This is a genomic window from Telmatocola sphagniphila (assembly GCF_018398935.1).
In the GTDB taxonomy this organism is placed as follows: domain Bacteria; phylum Planctomycetota; class Planctomycetia; order Gemmatales; family Gemmataceae; genus Telmatocola; species Telmatocola sphagniphila.
The window spans coordinates 649,393-669,613 of record NZ_CP074694.1 but is presented as its reverse complement, the minus strand read 5'-3'; the positions used below and the strand labels follow the sequence as shown (position 1 = coordinate 669,613).

Sequence of the window (20,221 nt, the reverse complement as noted above, 5' to 3'; positions counted from 1 at the left end):
TCATGCGTTGGCTCGGTTTTTCGTTAATACTTCTCGTACTGCCCGTTGACTCGCATGCTCAGGACAAACCGGTGAACGATCAACCCGACACTAGCTTCCTGCGGGAATACGCCGAATCTCAGGGGTTTCTCCGAGGCCGTCCCGGTAATTTCCAGTTCACCGAAGATAATAAATATGTGCTCTTCCTCAGGAGCCGGGCAAGCGAACCTCAACTGGCCCTGCATTCCCTCGATTTAGCTACCGGAAAAATTGAAGAACTTCTGCTGGCTTCGCAGCTGATGGGAACCAAAGAGGAAAACCTGACAATCGAGGAGAAAGCCCGACGCGAACGGATGCGAATTGTCGCTCGAGGCATTTCCAATTACTTCCAGATTCCAAATTCGCAGCAGCTCTTGATTCCCCTCTCCGGCAAGCTCTACACTTTCGACCGGTTGCAGAAGAAAAGCCAGGAATTGAAGCTCTCCGGTTCGCCCATAGATCCGCAACTCAGTCCCGATGGCAGAAAAGTCGGCTATGTGCTCCTTCAGGACGTGTACGTTTATGATCTCGCGACCGATAAGGAATCTCGGATTACGCACGGCGGCACACTGGTGAAAACGCACGGCCTGGCGGAGTTCGTGGCCCAGGAAGAAATGAAGCGGATGCACGGCTTCTGGTGGTCGCCCGATTCCAAAATGATGCTGATTGAGGAGGCCGATCACGAAGGGTTGGAACAGTGGACGGTCAATGATCCGAGCAAGCCGGATCGGGCTGGCTTGCCGCAATATTACCCTCGCCCCGGTAAGAAGAATGCCAAGGTCCGCGTCGGACTCATTAGTCTGGAAGATGGTCAGGCGGGTAAGGAACCATCCTGGCTGAAGTTTGAGGAGATCACTTTTCCAGAGTTTGATCCTCAAAGTGGTAGCCCCTCACCAAAATCTGCAGAATCATGGGAATACTTAACAAATGTCGGCTGGAGCAACGAAACGGGATTGCTCATTATCTGGCAAACCCGGTCCCAGCAACACCAGGCTATTTTTCGGGTTGAAGGAGAAAAGAAAGACACGGAGATTATTAGCAGACAGCATAATTCTCGCTTTCTGAATCTCTATCCGGAGTCTTTGAAGTCGCTCCCTAAGAGCAAGTTATTCTTTGCGACATATCAGAGAGATTTTGATCGGCTCTGCTTCCAAAATTCCGAATCGGGCAAAGGGGTCTTTTCTTTTGCAGACTTAGATCAAAAGAAAATTTCGGATCTTTCAGAACCAGCATTATTCGAAAAGCTGATCTCCGCAAAATCTGATGGGACAGAATTCATTATTACCGGATACCCGTTCAAGGACGCAGAGGCCAACGGTAGCAGTGAGATCCATCTCTACAGAATTCGTATCCCAAAGAATGAAGGAGAGGATCTCAAATTAGAACGTTTTTCCGAGGAGCCCGGCCAGCATACCGCTGTATTTGCCAGGGATCATTCATGGTCCGTGAGAACGCATACTTCGATCAAGAATATGCCGCAAAGTAGCGTCTGGTTCGGCAACCAGAAGAAATTCGACATACCCTCCGTCGGTGCGGAACCGAAATTGGATCTACGTTGGGAATGGTTGAATGTTGTAAGTGGTGAAACCTTTAACAGTCCCAGGAATGAAACGCGAGAGTTGAACTTCTCCACTTGCATTCTCCGGCCGACCAATTTCGATCCTAAGAAGAAATATCCGGTCATCGTGGATGTCTATGGTGGCCCACATCATCTCACCGTCGTAAATGCCATGCGGCCCTGGCTCATCAAGCAATGGCTGGCGAATCAGGGATTTATCATCGTCGGTATCGACAACCGAGGAACCCCGGGCAAAGGAATCGAGTGGGAACGTAACATTTATGGCAAATTTGGTTCAATTCCATTGGCGGATCAGCAACTGGCTCTGCGGCAGTTAGCTCTTAAATATCCGGAGTTGGATATTGATCGTTCGGGTATCGTCGGCTGGTCCTTCGGCGGGTACATGTCGGCTCTCGCAATGCTGGATGAAAAAAGTTTCTTCAAAGCGGGTGTGGCCGGGGCTCCGGTCACTGACTGGGAAGATTACGATACCCACTACACAGAACGCTACATGGGCTTGCTGCCGGAGCACCAAAAAGACTACGATGAAGCGAATCTGATCAAAAAAGCCAAGAATTTGCGCGGCCCTTTGATGCTGGTGCATGGTTCCGCCGATGACAATGTCTATTTTCGGCACTCTCTCCGCCTGGCCGATGCGCTGTTCCGCGCCGGCAAGGATTTCGAATTCGTTCCCTTGGCGGGTATCACCCACATGTATCAGGCCGATCCGGAAGTCACGGAAAAGCTCTGGGTTCGCACGGCGAAATTCTTCAAAAAGCATTTGGGCGAACCGAAATAACTGTTTGAGTTGAGAGAGTTTCCAAAGAAAGGTTTTATGGCTATCGAACGTCAAACGCGCATCGTTGCAACTCTGGGTCCTTCGACCGATTCGGAGGAGCGACTGCGAGCGATACTGGATGCCGGGATGGATGTGGCCCGCATCAACTGTTCCCATGGGAGCGCTGAAGAGCACCTCCAGCGGATCGATCGACTGCGAACTATTGCCCGGCAACTCGGCAAGAATGTTGCCATTCTGGCGGATCTGCCCGGTCCTAAACTCCGAGTGTTTCTCCCCTCAGAACGCGAACTTCGAGGCGGCGATACGATTTCCTTCAGCCTCTCCCACACTCCGGTTGCGGCGGAGGACATCACTATAACGGAACCGGAGATGCTTCAAGATGTGAAGCCAAACGAACGCATTCTTCTGGATGATGGCCGGTTGCAACTGGTAGCCGGGGAGAAATTGAAGGATCGACTCCTGGCGAAAGTCGTCATCGGGGGAAAATTACTTCCCAAGAAAGGATTGAACCTACCCGACACGCCGCTGACCATACCCGCGTTGACGGACGCCGACCGCACCGCTCTGGCGTTCCTCGCGAAATCCGGATGTGACTGGCTGGCACTCTCCTTCGTTCGGAGCGCGGAAGCAGCGGAGGAACTCCGTTTGGCGGCTAAAAGTTTCGGCCTGGATGTGCCGCTAATCGCCAAGATGGAACGTCCGGAGGCCGTGGAGCGAGCGGAAGAAATCGTGCGAGCCTTTGACGGTATTATGGTGGCGCGCGGCGATTTAGGCGTCGAGATCCCGTTGGAAAGAGTGCCCACGGTTCAGAAACGCTTGATTACCCTGGCGCGTTCTTACGGCAAGCCGGTGATTACCGCGACGGATATGCTCGATTCGATGCGAAAAAACCCTCGGCCGACGCGTGCGGAAGCCAGTGACGTTGCTAACGCGATTTACGATGGGACCGATGCCATCATGCTCTCCGGGGAGACCGCTGCCGGCGATTACCCGGTGGAAAGCGTGCTCTGCATGTCCAAAATTGCCCTGGAAGCGGAATCGCACCTGGCCGATCTGACCGATCCGATGGTGCAACTGAATTTGAAGACCGAAGACGTCGACGACATCATTACCAATGAAGTTTACGACCTGGCAAATAAGCTGAAAGTCGACGCCATTGTCACTCCAACTCTATCTGGTAGAACCGCCCGGTTGATTGCTCGGCACCGCCCGAAAGCCATGGTAGTGGCTCCCTCCCCTTCGGAGTTTGTCGTCCGGCAAATGGCTCTGGTCTGGGGTCTGAAACCTGTGCATATGATTTACTGCCGCCGCGCGGGTGATGATCGAATGTCGACAGCGATTCAGCACTCTTTCGACGCAAAGGTTCTCACGGAAGGTATGCGGGTACTGGTTCTCGCAGGGCACCCGATTGAAGGAGGGGATTATCTGCCAACCATTAGACTTTTGAAAATCGGGCCCGATGGCAAGCCGGTGGCTCCGTCCTGATCCAGAATCTTCGAAACCTGACTTGGCAGAGAGCTCTATTTGCGATCATTGTTCGCCCAGAAGTCTGAATTTTCTGCTACTTGCCATTGTCCGCAGCAACAGAGATTCTTATCATAATTATTCTTATTTGAAGTTAACAGTGAGGCGGAAATGGCACATAAGAAAGGTCAGGGCTCGGTACGTAACGGACGAGACTCGGCCCCCAAACGGCTCGGCGTCAAAGCTTACGCCGGTCAGTTCGTCACGGTTGGCAGCATCATCATCAAGCAACGGGGTACGAAGTTCCTTCCCGGTCGCAACGTGAAGCGAGCTAAGGATGATTCTCTGTTCGCCTTGGTCGAAGGTCTGGTATCATTCGATCGCGAAGGCCGTCGTGTGAATGTGACGGCTCCCGTGGTTGCAGAAGTCGCGAAATAAGCGATTTCGGACAATTTGAAATTCGATGAAACTCCCGCGCGGTCGCTCGACTGCGCAGGAGTTTATTTTATTTCGCCGCGATCTGTTGCGGATTTTCGAGTTCCACAATCAGCGGTTTCTTGTGATCGCTCGCAGCCAATCCGGCGGCCAGCAGTATCAGCAAAAATGCCCCTCCTGTTCGCCAGGTCGGCGATTCTCTCAGATAAAAGTAACCGAAAAGTATGAAGATGGTAACGGAGATCACTTCCTGGAAGATCTTCATTTGCGTCGCGCTGAACGTGTTCGTCCCCAGTCGGTTCGCCGGCACCTGCAACAGGTACTCCGGCAGTGCGATCATCCAACTGACAGCAATAACGATCCAGATCGAATGATCCTTGAATTTCAAATGGCCATACCAGGCCACGGTCATGAAGATGTTGGAGCCTATCAGCAAAAAAATTGGTAGCACGTCATCAACCTAATCAGGGCAACAAAAAATGAAGCGATCCCAAAAACGGGATCGCTCGAAATAATGCGGGAGAATTTTAGCGACCGGGAGTCACTTCAATTTTCGCGGTAGCCCGCATCTTCGCAGTAATGGCTTCGCGAAGCTTCCCTTCATAGTACATTCGGACGGCATCCTTAACCTTCTCAAATTCCGTCGGCGCCCCCTGCTTGCGTTGCGTCACCAGAATCAGGTGGTATCCAAATTGCGTGGGAACGATGTCGCTGACCGTTCCCGCAGGCAGCGCGTAAGCCGCCTTGGCGAAAGGCTCCACCATGCTGCCAGCACGCGGGAACCAGTTCAGATCGCCGCCTTCGCTCTTCGAAGGGCAGTCGGAATAGGACTGGGCGAGCTGCTTGAAAGCATCTTCGGTGAATTTCAGGCGATATTGCTCGCGGGCTTCTTTAGTCGTGTCCGCCGGCAATTTGACCATGGCTTCGTTAACGGCCTTGGTGAGTGCCACCTTGATCTGGCGAGCTCTGACTTCGGCTTCCTGCTTGCTCTTGGCGGAATCATCTTTTGGAGTCACCAGAATGTGGCGGGCGCGGACCAGCGTACCGTCGAACACGTCTATATTCGCCTTGAACATCTGTTGAAGCACTTCTGGGGTCGCCTGCTGTGCAACGAACTTATCGAAGCGAGTCTGCCCTACGATATGTTCCTTGAGCTCTTCTTCGGTGAGCATCAGGTTTTCGAGAACCTTGGCGTATTCCTGCTTGTGGGAGGTCGCTTCGGCTTTGAATTCAGCGAGTTTCTTCTCCACTTCGAAGGCATCGACGCTGATCTTCAGGGCACCGAGGTATTGATCGATCAGAGCATTGTCGATCAGAAACTGAATGATTTCCGGCCGAGCCTTGGCTCGATCTTCCACGGGCACTGCTTTCAGTGCGCGAGCCACGGCGACTTCGGGAATATTCTGATTGTTGACGCGGGCGGCCACTCCGGTGGGTCGTGGAGTGGCAACTTCCGCTCCACCGACAGCGGGGATGGCGATTCCACCGTTCGGGCTACCACCAGCCGGTCCTTGAGCGTTGACAACACCTGCGGACCATACCAGCGAAAGAGCCAGTACCACCGGCTTTCCGATAATCTTCATCTTAAAGGCTCCTGCCAGGAAAAACATTCTCTTGAAAGAAATTCAATAACCGATGAGCCATAAGATGGGAATACGAATATCCAGGACCGCTCAAATTCTCATACTTCGGGGTGGGGGAAGTTTTCCTGCATTGCCAACTTCATCTCTCTAACCGCTCTTTCCAATCCTACGAATATCGCCCGGCTGATGATACTATGCCCAATGTTCAACTCCTCGACTCCGGGAATCCGCACGATCGGCTGGACATTGAGGTAATTCAAGCCGTGCCCCATGTGCACGTGCAATCCGAGTTTGATCGCCCGCGCCGCTGCTTTACGCAGGAGACCAAGCTGATGAGCTACCGCATCGCGGCCCCTGGCTTCCGCATAGGAACCGGTGTGAAATTCGATCGCACGCACGCCGAGTTTCGCCGATTTCTCCACTTGCTCAATGGAGGGGTCGATGAAGAGGGATACGTCAATTCCTGCGCTTCCCAGTTGCTGGGTCACTTGAGCAACCGCGGCCTCGTTGCCAATAACGTCCAAACCGCCTTCGGTTGTGAGTTCCTGGCGTTTCTCTGGAACCAGCGTTACCTGATCGGGCTTCGTCTTCAGTGCCAGTTGAACGATTTCATCGGAACAGGCCATCTCCAGATTCAATCCCGAAGGAAGTGTCTGTCGGAGAATATAAAGATCGCGATCCTGGATGTGACGGCGGTCTTCCCGCAAGTGAATGGTGATCGTATCCGCACCGCCCAGAAGTGCCAACCCGGCGGCCAGTACGGGATCGGGCTCGAACCCGCGTCGTGCCTGCCGTACGGTGGCAACATGATCGATATTCACACCCAGTCGAATCATTCTCAATCCATCTCCATGGGCGTGTGAGGATCTTCTCCTCCGGATGTGACAACCGTTGGCCGACGCAGGTTATTCCAATTCGCGAAATTTTGCAGAACTTCTTTGTATCGGACCAACTCACCCAGCAGCACCTTGTACAGAAGTATAGCCAGGAAGATTTCGATAGCTCTTTCCAGAATCGTACTCAGGATTGGCAGAGCAAAAAGGTAGTTGAAGAAGAAGTAGCTGCCAACGAAGAGCATGGCGATGGCCGGTATCACCAACTGGGTCATCCGACGCATTCGATAACGCGGGTCGATGTACATTCGGAATATCAGAATCACTTCGGAATAAAGTTCGAACAAAGGCCAGTTACCCAACCGACTCCAAAAAGTTTTTTTGAGGGCCTGAGTGGCGACTGCGGCGATTGGATCGCTGCTATCCGAGCGGGGGACCGTCGCGGTCGGTGCAGAATCTTTGGGAGAGGTGCCGACGAAAAGATCGCCGAACGTCGTCACGACGTTTCGCAGTTCGACGACTTCTTCCTCCAGAAGCCGGACCCGTTCTTCCAGTCGCTCGACGGAATGCTCTTCCGGAGGATATACACCGAAGGAGGGATCCGAGCTTTTACTGACTGCGGCCATGGCGAATCTGCACTTCTGATTGACAAGGGCGACGCTCTTATTAGTGTATTCGTTCGGAAAGTAGCTGGATTAATGTGAAATAAAAAACGGCCTCTTCCGAGACCGTTTTGTTAGTTTTATGACTTGTAGGGCAAGTTGCTTACTTGAGAGCTTCTTTGAGCCCCTTGAGAGCCCGAGCGCGGACCGAGGTCGAGGCGGGCTTGTTCTTGGTGATGGTCATCTGGCCCGTCAGTCGATTGAGAACTTCCTTGCCGCCCTTCACTGCGGGTTTCTTCACCGCTCGGAGCTTGAAAAGGCCGGGGAGCGTCAGAACGCCGGGGCCCTTTTTGCCGAGATTCTTGATGATGGTTGCGGTCAAACCGTCGAAGAAAGTTTTGACCTGAGCCTTGGTCATGCCGGTCGCATCCGCGATCTGGTTGTACAATTCAACTTTCGTAATCGACTTCGGGTTAGCCATTCGATGCCTCTCATGTCTGATAGTACAGTTGGAAAAATCGTTATTGCGAGAATAGGTGTACTCAACTCACTAGTCAACGAAAATCGCCACAATTCCCAAAGAAAAGGCAATTTTCCGTCTCAAAAATGCCATATCTCTTGGATTTTAGACGCTTTTTTGGTCAGAAATGCAAAAATTCGCGAGGAATCAGCTGACTCTTTCGCGAATTTTTGAAGGGGGGTTATCAGGAGGGCTTCAGGGCCGACGGAGTCAGTTCCAGTCGGCTTCCAGAGCTACCTTATTTAATGAAGAGCATTTCGCGATAGGTCGGGATCGGCCAGAGATCATCCGCGACAATCGCTTCCAGCTTATCGGCCGCCGCTCGAACCTCGTTCATGGCGGGGACGGCGGCATCGCGCGAGTACTTGGAGTGATCGTACGGTTCACCACTGGCGTGATGAGCGAGAACCGCATCCAGCTTTGCCACAGCCGTGGAGAGAGTAATAATCTGCGAATTTAAAGTCTTCAACAGTTCCATGGAGGTGGTTGCCTCGACACCTGCGGCTTTGCTGGTTGCCACAGCACCGGCAACTTCGGTCTGGTAACGCAGGCAGGCGGGAATAATCATTGTCTTGGCCATGAAACTGGTCAGTTTCGCTTCCACGGTGACGACTTTGACATAGTTTTCGCAGAGAATGGTAAAGCGGCTTCGAAGCTCGGCTTCGTTATACACTTTGTACTTCGCGAAAAGTTCCAGACTTTCCTTGCTTACGATCTTGGCCAGGGCGTCTACGGTATTCTTCAGATTCGGCAGTCCGCGCTTTTCAGCTTCTTTGTGCCATTCTTCGGAGTAGCCGTCGCCGTTGAACAGCACTTTCTTGCTATCCTTGAGGATTTTCGGCAGCAACTCCTGCACGGCCAAGTTCAGATTCTTTCCGCCCGCGGTAACTTTTTCCAGTTCTGTAGCAATGAAATCCAGCGATTCCGAAACGATGGTGTTCAGAACGGTATTCGGTCCCGCAATCGACTGGGAACTGCCCACGGCACGGAACTCGAACTTGTTGCCGGTGAAAGCGAAAGGACTGGTTCGATTGCGGTCGCCGGCGTCTTTGGGAAGTTTCGGAAGAACCGAAACGCCGATTTCCATAAAGCCGCCCTGCTTGGTCGATTTGGCCGCGCCCTTTTCGAGCTGATCCATGATGTCCTGGAGTTGGTCGCCCAGGAAGATCGAGATAATTGCCGGCGGAGCTTCGTTGGCGCCCAGACGATGATCGTTGTTGGCACCGCTGACGGTCACTCGCAGAAGTTCGGGATACTTGGCGACAGCCCGAATCACAGCCACGCAGAAGACCAGGAACTGTGCATTTTCGTGCGGCGTCGAACCGGGATTCAGAAGGTTTTCGCCATCGTCGGACGACATGGACCAGTTATTGTGCTTGCCCGAACCATTGATGCCGGCAAAAGGCTTTTCGTGGAACAGAGCGGCCAGTCCATACTTCGGAGCCGTGCGACGAATCACTTCCATCACGAGTTGATTGTGGTCGGTAGCCAGGTTCGAATCTTCGAAAATCGGCGCAATTTCGTACTGGCTGGGGGCCACTTCATTATGGCGGGTCTTCACCGGAACTCCCAGCTTGAACAGTTGAGTTTCGGCATCGGCCATGCAGGCCAGAACGCGTTCCGGAATGGCCCCGAAGTACTGGTCTTCGAGTTCCTGCCCCTTGGGAGGATTCGCTCCGAAAAGCGTACGGCCGGCATTCAAAAGGTCGGGACGAGCGAAGAAGAACTGGCTGTCGATCAGGAAGTATTCCTGTTCGGGGCCCACGGTGGTGAAGACCTTGCTGCAATCTTTCCCGAACAGTTTCAGAATTCGCTTGGCCTGGGTGGACAGTGCTTCCATCGAACGCAACAGAGGCGTCTTCTTGTCGAGAGCTTCGCCCGTCCACGAAATGAAAGCGGTAGGAATTACCAGCGTGGAACCGTTGGGGTTCTCCTGGATGTAGGCTGGGCTGGTCGGATCCCAGGCGGTGTAACCGCGAGCCTCGAAGGTCGCTCGCAAACCACCTGAGGGGAACGAGCTGGCATCGGGTTCGCCCTGGCAAAGTTCCTTGCCGCTGAATTCCGCGATCGCATTACCGTCGCCCGACGGAGACAGAAAGCTATCGTGCTTTTCAGCGGTCAAGCCGGTCATCGGCTGGAACAGGTGCGTAAAGTGGGTGGCCCCTTTCTCCAGGGCCCAATCCTTCATCGCGGAAGCCACGGCGTCGGCAATGGCGGCATCGAGCGTGGTGCCCAGCTTGATGGTTCGCTGGAGAGCTTTGAAGACCGGCTTGGACAGTCTTTCTCGCTGGACCGATTCGTTGAAGACATTCGAGCCGAAGATTTCTTTGAAATGGCTCTCTTTGAAATTCACGTTATCCAGTTTGTGCCGAGAGGTTGCAATGTTGTGAATGATGTTTTGCCGACCGTTCAACTTCGCCATGCTAGGAGCTTCCCTGTGATGTTAAAAATATTTCCGTTCGTGGTGAATGTGTTTCCTACGAATGCCAACTGGGTAGGCAGCCTGCCTACCTGAGGTGAATGACAATACTATACCGCGCGCGATCCGGATGGAAACGGGTAAAAATTGCGGTTTTGATCAGGGTCCGATCGCCGTTGGGCCCCGTTCGCCCGTCCGAATTCGAATAGCATCATCGAGCGGCAGAACGAAGATTTTGCCATCTCCGATCTGCCCCGTCTCTTCGGTGCGAGCCGCGTGCACGATGGCTTCCACCGTGGCTTCCACGAAAGCCTCGTTCACGGCGATTTCCAGCTTGATCTTCGGCAGCAGCCGGATCTGAATTTCCGTGCCGCGATAAACTTCCGTGAAGCCGCGCTGGCGACCGCAGCCCCGCACGTCGGACACAGTCATTAAATACACGTCGACTTGATTGAGAGCCTTTTGAACTTCCTCCAGCTTTTCGGGCCGGATGATCGCTACGACCAGTTTCACTTCTAATCACCTTTGTGAGAGTATATTTTGCCGGCTGGGGCATTGCCCGAAACCTGGTTGTCAGGTCTCGTTGATTTTGACAGTCACCGGTTTACCCAACTTCTTTTTGAACAGCGCGGACAGGTGCGAGGCAATCTTCTTGGAATCTCCACCCCGGAAGTAGAACTTAGTCCCCTGCACGGTCGTTACGTGCGGATAAACCGCTTTAAAATCGGCATCCACTGCCCCGGTCTGCGGCACGCACAGCTCGGACCAGGCTTTCATCAGGCTGCCGTTTTCCGTGCCTTCAATTTCTATGCTGAAGCGCTTGCCACCCGGAGGCATCTTGGCAGCCTTCGGTTCCCCCATACCGCTCGTTGAGGATTCGATACCTAAACCGAAGTCGAAGCCGACTTCGCCATGCTCGGTATGGTCGAGACCTTCGGTCTCTTCCTTAGCGGATGTAGTGAAGTTCCCCAAAGTCAGGATCTGAACGAGAATCGCCAGAAGTAAACTGGCTACGAAGGCAAAACCGGCCGAAAGACAGGCCGCTTTGACCTGCTTCATCACCTGGGTCATCGGGCCGATATTGTCCTTCTTGTAGGATTCCACGGCCTTCGTATTGGTTTCTTTGTCTTTCTTCAGGCCTTCGAGCTTCGCCTCCAAGCGGGAGAGCTTGCCCTTAGCCACCGCTGTGGATTCCTTCAATTTGTCATCCGCTTTATCACCGGCCTTCGTCAATTCGGCATCCGCTGCCTCCGCCGCTTTCTTAATCGCGGGCAAATCGGCCTCCACCTTTTTGATTTTTTCATCCAGCACTGGACCGGCCGCTAAAACCGACGGAACGGCAAAATAGCCATCCGCACTGGCCGGTTGAATTTGAGCGTAGCAGAAAAAGCCCGTCAGGATAGCACCCAGGAAGCCCCCCACGGCATGCACACCAAAGGCATCCAGGGAGTCGTCGTAGCCAAAAAGCCCCTTGAGAGAAACGGCGAAGTAGCAGAGAACCCCAGCCAGAACGCCGATGGCCACGCCCCCCCAGATGAAAACAAATCCCGAGGCCGGGGTAACGGCTACAAGACCGGCAACGATCCCAGAAGCCATTCCCAGAGCAGTCGGCTTCCCTTTGAATAGCCATTCCACGAATATCCAGCTCAGGCCGGCAGCGGCGGCGGCGGCTTGCGTCGCGGCGAAAGCCGAACCCGCCAAGGGCGAACTGTTCAGGGCCGAACCCCCGTTGAAACCGAACCAGCCGAACCAGAGCAATCCCGCACCCAGTAGGGTCAGCACCATACTGTTGGGATGAACTACGGTTTTCGGATATCCCAGGCGACGGCGGAGGACCAAGGCACAGGCCAGACCGGCGGTTCCGGCAGCGATGTGAACGACCGTACCTCCCGCGAAGTCGAGGGCTCCCAGTTTTCCAAGGAAACCTATGGGGGAACCACCCAAACCCTTCGCTTCATCCAGGGGATCGTCATAAAAGAAATCGTTCGCCCAGACCATGTGTGCCAGCGGACAGTAAACCACGGTGACCCAGAGAATCATGTAGATGCAGAAAGGCCAAAATCGAATACGTTCTGCCAGCGCTCCTGAAATCAGAGCCGGGGTGATGATTGCAAACATACCTTGAAACATGCAGTGCAGATAAACGGTGATGCCATTCCCGGGAAGTTTTTGATCCGGGGCGATCCCGCGCAGAAAAAATAGGTCCGGGTGCCAGCCTACCAGTCCGCCTTCCGAGACTCCCCAGAAACTGACTTTGAAGAAATTGATGGACGGCCCGAAAGCGAGACCGTAACCGCACATCACCCAGTAGAGGCCGACGATTGCCAGTGCGGCATAGCTTTGCATCATCGTGGCCAGAATGTTTTTCTTGCGAACCATCCCGCCGTAGAACAGGGCCAGCCCGGGTACCATCAACATCACGAGCGCACTGGAGATCAGCATCCAGGACGAGTCGGCTCGATCCTGCCCTTTTATCGCTTCGTCTTTGGCATCTTTTGCATCTTTGCCAGCATCCAGCGCGAGTTTTTTGACTTCGTCGGGATTGGCTTTGGCCGCATCGGCAGGGGGTTGATAATAGATGAACTCGCTGTTGGCCACGGCTACCGGCAAATTAGTGCTTGGTTTATTGAGATCGAAGCGAATAACGGAGAATTGCGGTGGTGTGAATGCGGTAGGTTTTATTTCACGGGCTGGACTGGTTTGAGTAACCAGCAAGAGAGACAAAGTTGCAATGAAGAGCAGACATCGCTGATGCCTCACGAATATTCTCCGTTAGCCGGGGATTGAGTAATAGTGAATGCGACGAATTCAATTAAAGCAGGTATGTTTTCACTCGCATACTATCATTAATGCAATCCTGGTACCGAAACGAATCAAAAAGCTATTGATATGCGCAATCGTTTGCGTGGGAACGTCTTAAATCGCGAATATTTCATGAGATTTTCTTCATCCAGCTCCCAGAATGTCAAATTTGGATACAAAATGCCTATTTAATAGGCAAAAAATGCTTAACAAATAGAAGCCATTTGTTGCATTCAAAGACTTGTCATGGCATTGACTCGAGTCGTCGTTTTCATCATAAATCCTTGCCAGATCTTATGTTCTGTGAAGAATGACCTTCGAAAACTTGGCCATCAGTCATAATAAACTAGAATTTAATAAATCAATATTTATCAGTTCTTCCGTCGAAACCACGCAAGATATCGGATCACTTTTGAAAATGTAATGCTCATAATTGATGAGATCTTAGCGCCTTTATGTCGATTATACTGATCATGCGGATTTGCAGAAGTTGGAGGATACTGGCGAAGATCAGGGGAAATAGGGAAACCTTTTGCCCTCAGCCTGGGCCCTCAGTGAGTTCCTAATTCTTGATATTCGACCACTTTGAAGGAGAGAATTGTGTTCACGGAAGTTCTCGTCGGATTGTCTCTCGCGATAGGGCAGAGCAATTACACCGCCGCTCCCCCGAATTTGGAATCGGATAATCCCTTGAGCACGGTCATTGTCCTCAAGGCGCCTAAACCCTCGAGCGGCCAGACCGTGCCAGGCACGCCGGCTGCCAACGGCAATACTCCCGCCGCGGATTCGATGGCCAAGCCTGAAGAAACGAAAGCGGAGGACAAAAAAGCCGACGAACCCGTTGAGGGCTCTTATTTCCTCCGAGTACTCAAAACCTATAAAGCGGAGTTCTGCAAGAAGGACGAACCGGCGGAAGATACTCCTCCGCCAGCACGCCGTGGGTTGCCCGCTCCTTACCCCGCTTATTCCTGGCCGGTTCTGGAATACCAGGGTCCCATCATTGGTTTACCGCAGGAACCTGTGCTCGGCCCTTTTCAAAAAGCGCTTGATGGAACTCCGTTTGGAAATTTCCTGAAAGACAATCGAATCGCTTTGTATGGTTGGGCAACCGTTTCCGGCAACTTCAGCACTAATAAGCAATCGAACTCGCCTACTTCGTATTTTGTCGTTCCGAATCGGGCTGAACTCGATCAACTGGTTTTTCGTGCGGAACGGCTACTCGATACCGTGCAAACCGACCATTTCGACTGGGGCTTCCGACTGACCAGTCTCTATGGGATCGATTACCGCTACACCACTTCCGAAGGCAACTTCAGCGATCAATTACTGAAGAATAATCGCCTTTATGGCTACGACCCGCTGGAATACTATGGCGACTTCTACATTCCGTGGATAGCCGAAGGGGTCACGATCCGAGCCGGTCGCTACATTTCGCCTCCCGATATCGAAGCCCAACTGGCTCCGGATAATTACCTGGCATCGCACTCCATTCTTTTCACTTATGACGATTACACCCATACGGGGGTCCTGACGACCGTTCGTCTGACCGAGCAGTGGCAAGTCCAGGCTGGTATTTATGCCGGTGGGGATATGGCTCCCTGGTCGCACGACGCAATTCCCACGGGGATGCTGGGCGTCAAATGGACATCCACCGATAATAAGGACTCGGTATATCTGGTGGATAATGCCATTAATGATGCCAAGTATCGGGAATCTTCGAGCGGCGGCCACGACAACTACAACTATGTTGTGGGTACCTGGTCACATACTTTCAGTGACAAATTCCACACGGCCACGGAAGCCTACTTCATGTGGGAGACCGATGCGCGATTGGGAGGCACGCCGAGTAATGGCCCCCCTCAGGCCTTCGGAGGTGGTGGTGGACCTGGGCCCGTTATCCCGGGAACTTCCAAAGCTTACGGAGTACTGAATTACACGGTCTATGCCTTGGGCGACAAAGACTATCTGACCTTCCGAAATGAATGGTGGGATGACGCGGAAGGTATGCGATCGGGATATGCGACGAATTATTCTTCCCACACCATCGGGATCAGCCACAATTTCAACGCGTATTTACAGTTCCGACCGGAAGTGGGCTACTACCGCTCCTACGATGCACCGGCATTCGATAATGGCACGCGCCGGAATATGCTGATGTTCGCCTTCGACACGACGCTGCGTTTCTAATTGAGAGCTCGAGTGCGGAATTAGCTGAACCGGGAGACGCGCCCCATCAAATCTATGGGGCGCGTCGAAAATCGCAATTCACCACCGGAAAATCACATCGCACGAAGCCGTAAAAAGAGAAGATTTGTTGGCGAACGGCCGCGATTCGTCGTTGTAGTCGTAGCGTACTTCAGGTCGGATCCAAAGCCAGGATTCCGGCTTATAGGTTACCCCCGTCGTCAACGCGGTGTATAGCCCTTTGAATCCGGTCTTTTGCCCCTGACAATCGTCGAAGAATTCCAATCGGCCAGTCACACTCAGTTGCGGACAGATTTGATAAGTCAAATACTGCGCTACACCGAAGTTGTTGACGAAACCACTGTCAGGGAGGTTCGTCTGAAAGCTGTAACAGGCATCGAGGGTGTAAGAAAGATCGTCGTTAAATGTATGCGTGTAGACCAGGTCGAATACATCCGGGTTGTTCAAATTGTGCGAAGCATCGTAGCGATGACTTCCAATCACGACAGCGAACAGCACGCTATCGTTCCCCTTCGGCGGAGCCCACTTCACGCTCCCGATGTAGGTCGGATTAGAGCCGGAATCGATGAAAATATCGCTCCCGGTGACCAGACCGTTCTGCACGCTCCAGGTATCATCCAGATTCAATGTGGTCAGGACACCGGTGTGTGTGAACGGGTTGTAGAAAAAGTTATAGCTACCCGAAAATAGCGGATTCTGAGTCGCGTCAATACTTTCCACGCCAAATTGAGCGAAGAACCTACCGACCTTGATGTCGAGGCCTTTGGCAATTCCGGGCAGATAAAATTCGCCGTAAAACTGAATCGGATCGATACCGTAGAGATTGGGGTCACCACGATTGTCCGTGAGCTGAGAGGTCATCAATCCGCGGGCCAGCGTAAAACGATAGTCGCTACCCGGTAGAATCGTATCGAATCGGAAACCCCAGCTCGGTTCGCTCGACTCCGTATCGATACTTCGCTCAACTCGCAACCAGTTCTGCTGTAGCAGAAACTGGTTCGGCTTATAATTGAAGCCGATGGGCAGCGACCCCCCGCGAGCTGAGCTCGCTGTATAAGCCCCTTCTGTCCAACCCGAGATGCTGATTTTGCTTTGTTCCAGAGTCGAACCAATGGCCGTGCCTGAAAGGAGCTTCATGAGAGCTCCAGACTCCGGTAACGCTTTTGGAGCTTCCTCGATTGGGACAATCCTAGAACGACTATCGTTGGGAATTTCCGGCAGAACAGTCTGCCCTGGAATAGTTTGCGGAACTGCCAAATCCCTTCCGGAATCAGGAGGGGTAGCTGTTTTTACGGCGATTGTGGCTCCCGGAGACTCCACCGGATCAGAGGGCCCGGTTGAAATCAGACAACTCGTAAGCAGCAAGCACTTCCACATTTAATCACCGGTCCCGATCTGATTGATTCATAAACAAAATTTTATGAATCAATAATCGGATAACCGGCATTTCATATTCAACCAAAACAAGAGGTACGAACTGCTTTCAAAGCCTGCCCATAGACTCAAAGATGGGATAAATTGCCCAATTTGACGTCAAAAGATTATGAAATAACCATAATAATGTGATTTCGATAATATTTCGTCTTACTTTCACGGACTGCGAAAGGCTTTTTTCGACCTCCGTCCAGACATCAAATCAGTGCAATTCTCACATATCGTAGTACAAAGCAAATTCGTAAGGGTGGGGTCGCGTGCGAATGGCTTCGACCTCTACCTGGTGCTTGTACTTGATCCAGGTTTCGATGACATCTTCCGTGAAGACGCCGCCCTGCAGTAGAAATTCATGATCGGCCTTGAGTGCGGACAGCGATTCCTCGAGCGACCCGGGCGTCGGTGGCACCTTGGAAAGTTCCTCGGCCCCGAGATCGTAAATATCCTTATCCAGGGGTTCCCCGGGTGCAATCTTATTCTTGATCCCATCCAGCACGGCCATCAACATTGCTGCAAAAACCAGGTAGGGATTCCCGGCGGCATCCGGGAGTCGATACTCGATCCGCCGGTTCTTGGGCACCGGTGAGTAGACCGGAATTCGGATCGCGGCGGAGCGATTCCGTTGGGAGTATGCCAGACTGATGGGAGCCTCGAAACCGGGGACCAGTCGTTTGTAACTGTTGGTCGTCGGATTCGTGAAAGCACAAAGTGCCGGAGCGTGCTTTAACAAGCCGCCGATTGCATACTCCGCCATCTCCGAAAGGCCGGCATAGCGGGAACCCGCAAAAAGATTCGTGCCGTTTTTCCAGAGCGAAAGATGCACATTCATGCCGCTGCCATATTCCTGGTAGAGCGGCTTGGGCATGAAGGTGGCCGTCTTCTGATTGCGGCGGGCCACATTTTTCACAACATATTTATACTTCAAGACATTATCGGCGGTCTTCACCAGCTCATCGTAACGAATACCCACTTCGCCCTGACCAGCCGTAGCCGCTTCGTGGCGATGGGCTTCGACGGTCAGCCCGCACTGCATCATCATGAGCATCATCTCCGAGCGGAGATCGTGCATGGCGTCCGAAGGGGGACAGGGCGAATATCCTTCCTTGTAGCGCAGTTTATGTCCGAGATTAGGACGCTCGTCTCGCCCGGTGTTCCAGGCGCCTTCCACACTGTCAATCTGGTAGTAACCGGAGTGCGTATTCTGATCGAAGCGAATATCGTCGAAAACAAAGAACTGGACTTCGGGTCCGAAATACGCCTTATCGCAAATGCCCCCGGCCCGCATGTAGTTATAAGCTTTGCGGGCGACATTGCGGGGATCGCGCGAGTAGTCCTCTTTTGTAAGAGGATCCTGTATATTGCAGATCAGGGTGAGTGTCGTTTCTCGACAGAAAGGATCGATAAAGGCCGTGTTCGGAACCGGTACCACCAGCATGTCGGCTTCGTTGATCGATTGCCAGCCGCGCAAGCTCGAACCGTCGAAGCCGATCCCCTCTTCGAACGTCGCCTCTTCGAGAATCTCCGCGGGGATGGTGAAATGCTGCCATAAACCTGGAAAATCCATGAAGCGAAAATCGACTGCTTTGACCTCTTTTTCCCGGATCAAAGCGAGGATTTCTTTGGGTGTCACGAGGGACGGTCTCCCGTTTGGATAGTGAGGTTCAAAAGGGGAGTGATGAACCGAGGTTGGCTAATTCTTTATTGTTTTATCCTGAGCGCCCAAAACGGCACCGAGTAATCCGAAGGGACGTGCGGTAATTTTTGCCCAGTTATCGGCGGACTTGAAATAGGAATTATCGCCTTTTTTCGTGTTTCGCCGGACGATCCAATAGCGTGCATAGCTGGCCGCAATCTTAGCCAAGTCAGGCTTGGCGATATCATCGGCCTGAGTTTCGTCGATTTTCGCACTCGGCTCGAGGTTCATTTTATTTCGCACGAAAATGAACTTGGCCCAGCCGGTGACCGTTTCGTCCGAGAGGGATTTAATGACCTGTTGAGCGAGATCTTCTTTGCCGAGCGTCTGCGATTGATCGATCAGGAGAAAAATCAGCCAGGGAGAGAGGGGCGAAGCTCTTAACTGAGACTGATAGTAGCGATTGGCCGTCTCGATCATAGCCACGGAATCGGGACCTTCCGAGAAGCAGGAAACCAGTAAAGTGGTTCGGAAAATGGCTTCAGGTGTACCACCGGCTCGAGTCGCGATACTCTTGGCCACATCGCCGCGACCGCGCAAGATGGCTTCAATCGAATAGGCCAGTCGGCTGTCATCCCGACTGATCGGATTGGGAGAAGCCGGAGGGGCGGGGACCAGATTAAAACCGGAATCGGCCGGTTGATCGGTGAGTTTGATGAGCGCGGTGGCAAAAGGGCTAGCCCGGCTGACATCGACCATACCCAGAATATCCGAAGCGGCATCCGGTTTTTTCAGGTAGATCGCTTCCAGGCCGACGTAGGCCATTAGATCATGAGATTCTTCCGGCGGCGAAGCTTCCTTCACGATCTTGGCAAAATTGGTTCCCTTACCGGCATTGATCCATAACGGAGCCAATGCATGGATCATGTAGATTCGAAATTCTTTAGTCAGCCCCGCCGCTTCATCTAGAGTCTGACGGACTTCCTTCTGCATCTGCTCCCAACTTTTACGAGTATTCGCTTCAATCTGGCTTTTCTCACCTGCGAGAGCCGTAAAAATTTTCGACAGGTCGATCATCAGCATGCCTCGATCGATCGGCTGCCTCTCCATTTCCGAAAGTTTCTTTCGAGCCGCCTGCAAAGTCTGGAAACCGGATTCCAGGGTGCTTTCCGTACTGGCGGCTCGAACTCGGTATTCGCCCGTGGCCATAAGCACTGCGGCATGGTATTCGGGAAGGGTCGAGCCCCCTTCCCCCGTGACCTCGGCCAGAGAATCTTTCAACAACTTCTCAGTATTGGTCGCGGCTTTGGTGCGGAAGAAGAAAAACACGGCCCCTGCCACCAAAAGGAGTGGCACAACTACCAGACTTACGCGAAAGGCTTTCTGTTTGAGCGTGAGTGGTTCGTATTCGATCTTGGGTGCCGCACCGGCCGCCACGATCGAGGTACCGGAGACATAACCGCCCAGACCTGCCGCGGCCACACCTTCCAACTTTTCAAAATTCTGCTTGGCACCGGAGGGAAGTCCCTGATTACCTACTCGCCAGTCTTGCTTCGCGGCTTCTTTGGGGATGGGCACCTTGTTGATCGTGCGGCATTCGGGACAAGGGACGTTTTTGCCTTGTTTGTTGACTTCCACATCCCAGTGATGATCGCAGTTTTTGCAAATCATCGAAATTACCGACATGGCGCGTTGAACTTCGGGCTCGTCGGCGAGGGCGGACAAGGCCAGAGCCTCTGCATCCACGGGAGCTTGAGACCCTGCGGAACTAGCAGCTGTACCGACCGGTTGCGAACTGCTGGGAACCGTAAAAACTTTACGACAACTCTGGCGGCGGCAAGTGGCTTTCTTGCCCGCGTATTCGTCCTTAAGTTTGTATCCTTCACCGCAGAACGGACATGCAAAAACAATCGGCATGG

At 52.9% G+C, this 20,221-nt stretch carries 15 protein-coding genes; 4 read left to right on the top strand and 11 right to left on the bottom strand.

From position 1 onward, the window contains the following. Positions 1-2: 2 nt before the first annotated feature. The 3 genes from KIH39_RS02925 (at position 3) to rpmA (ending at position 4,277) form a co-directional block, all read left to right on the top strand. Positions 3-2,375, top strand: coding sequence for a S9 family peptidase (locus KIH39_RS02925; protein WP_213497779.1), 2,373 nt, complete (start codon positions 3-5; stop codon positions 2,373-2,375). 36 nt (positions 2,376-2,411) lie between these two features. Next, positions 2,412-3,860, top strand: a complete 1,449-nt coding sequence (pyk, locus tag KIH39_RS02920; RefSeq protein WP_213497778.1) for a pyruvate kinase — start codon at positions 2,412-2,414, stop codon at positions 3,858-3,860. 150 nt (positions 3,861-4,010) lie between these two features. After that, positions 4,011-4,277 carry a 50S ribosomal protein L27 gene (gene rpmA, locus KIH39_RS02915; protein ID WP_213497777.1) on the top strand — a complete coding sequence of 89 codons (267 nt, stop codon included), beginning with the start codon at positions 4,011-4,013 and terminating at the stop codon, positions 4,275-4,277. A 67-nt stretch (positions 4,278-4,344) separates the two neighbouring features. Here rpmA and KIH39_RS02910 read toward each other — a convergent pair whose 3' ends face one another. The 8 genes from KIH39_RS02910 to KIH39_RS02875 form a co-directional block, all read right to left on the bottom strand. Then, positions 4,345-4,725, bottom strand: a complete 381-nt coding sequence (locus KIH39_RS02910; RefSeq protein WP_213497776.1) for a DMT family protein — start codon at positions 4,723-4,725, stop codon at positions 4,345-4,347. Between the two features lie 76 nt (positions 4,726-4,801). Continuing rightward, positions 4,802-5,857 (bottom strand): peptidylprolyl isomerase, encoded by a 1,056-nt coding sequence (locus KIH39_RS02905; RefSeq protein WP_213497775.1) that lies wholly within the window; start codon positions 5,855-5,857, stop codon positions 4,802-4,804. A 98-nt stretch (positions 5,858-5,955) separates the two neighbouring features. Further along, a complete protein-coding gene (locus tag KIH39_RS02900; RefSeq protein ID WP_213497774.1) occupies positions 5,956-6,693 on the bottom strand; it encodes a pyridoxine 5'-phosphate synthase in 738 nt (245 codons plus the stop codon). A gap of 2 nt (positions 6,694-6,695) precedes the next feature. After that, positions 6,696-7,316, bottom strand: a complete 621-nt coding sequence (locus KIH39_RS02895; RefSeq protein WP_213497773.1) for a hypothetical protein — start codon at positions 7,314-7,316, stop codon at positions 6,696-6,698. Positions 7,317-7,455: 139 nt separating this feature from the next. Continuing rightward, positions 7,456-7,773: an HU family DNA-binding protein gene (locus tag KIH39_RS02890; RefSeq protein WP_213497772.1), complete on the bottom strand. Its 318-nt coding sequence runs from the start codon at positions 7,771-7,773 to the stop codon at positions 7,456-7,458. Between the two features lie 277 nt (positions 7,774-8,050). After that, a complete protein-coding gene (locus tag KIH39_RS02885) occupies positions 8,051-10,234 on the bottom strand; it encodes a glutamine synthetase III family protein (protein ID WP_213497771.1) in 2,184 nt (727 codons plus the stop codon). 156 nt (positions 10,235-10,390) lie between these two features. Next, positions 10,391-10,744, bottom strand: coding sequence for a P-II family nitrogen regulator (locus KIH39_RS02880; RefSeq protein WP_213497770.1), 354 nt, complete (start codon positions 10,742-10,744; stop codon positions 10,391-10,393). A gap of 60 nt (positions 10,745-10,804) precedes the next feature. Further along, positions 10,805-12,991, bottom strand: a complete 2,187-nt coding sequence (locus tag KIH39_RS02875; protein WP_246539491.1) for an ammonium transporter — start codon at positions 12,989-12,991, stop codon at positions 10,805-10,807. A 642-nt stretch (positions 12,992-13,633) separates the two neighbouring features. On the opposite strand from KIH39_RS02875, the gene KIH39_RS02870 reads away from it, so the two are divergent. Next, positions 13,634-15,220, top strand: coding sequence for an outer membrane beta-barrel protein (locus KIH39_RS02870; RefSeq protein WP_213497769.1), 1,587 nt, complete (start codon positions 13,634-13,636; stop codon positions 15,218-15,220). A gap of 78 nt (positions 15,221-15,298) precedes the next feature. On the opposite strand, the gene KIH39_RS02865 is transcribed toward KIH39_RS02870, so the two are convergent. The 3 genes from KIH39_RS02865 to KIH39_RS02855 all read right to left on the bottom strand — a co-directional run bounded on the left by KIH39_RS02865 (position 15,299) and on the right by KIH39_RS02855 (position 20,219). Continuing rightward, positions 15,299-16,375: an outer membrane beta-barrel protein gene (locus KIH39_RS02865; protein ID WP_213497768.1), complete on the bottom strand. Its 1,077-nt coding sequence runs from the start codon at positions 16,373-16,375 to the stop codon at positions 15,299-15,301. A gap of 511 nt (positions 16,376-16,886) precedes the next feature. Beyond that, positions 16,887-18,299 carry a type I glutamate--ammonia ligase gene (gene glnA / locus KIH39_RS02860; protein WP_213497767.1) on the bottom strand — a complete coding sequence of 471 codons (1,413 nt, stop codon included), beginning with the start codon at positions 18,297-18,299 and terminating at the stop codon, positions 16,887-16,889. Positions 18,300-18,359: 60 nt separating this feature from the next. Beyond that, positions 18,360-20,219 (bottom strand): hypothetical protein, encoded by a 1,860-nt coding sequence (locus KIH39_RS02855; RefSeq protein WP_213497766.1) that lies wholly within the window; start codon positions 20,217-20,219, stop codon positions 18,360-18,362. Positions 20,220-20,221 lie beyond the last annotated feature (2 nt).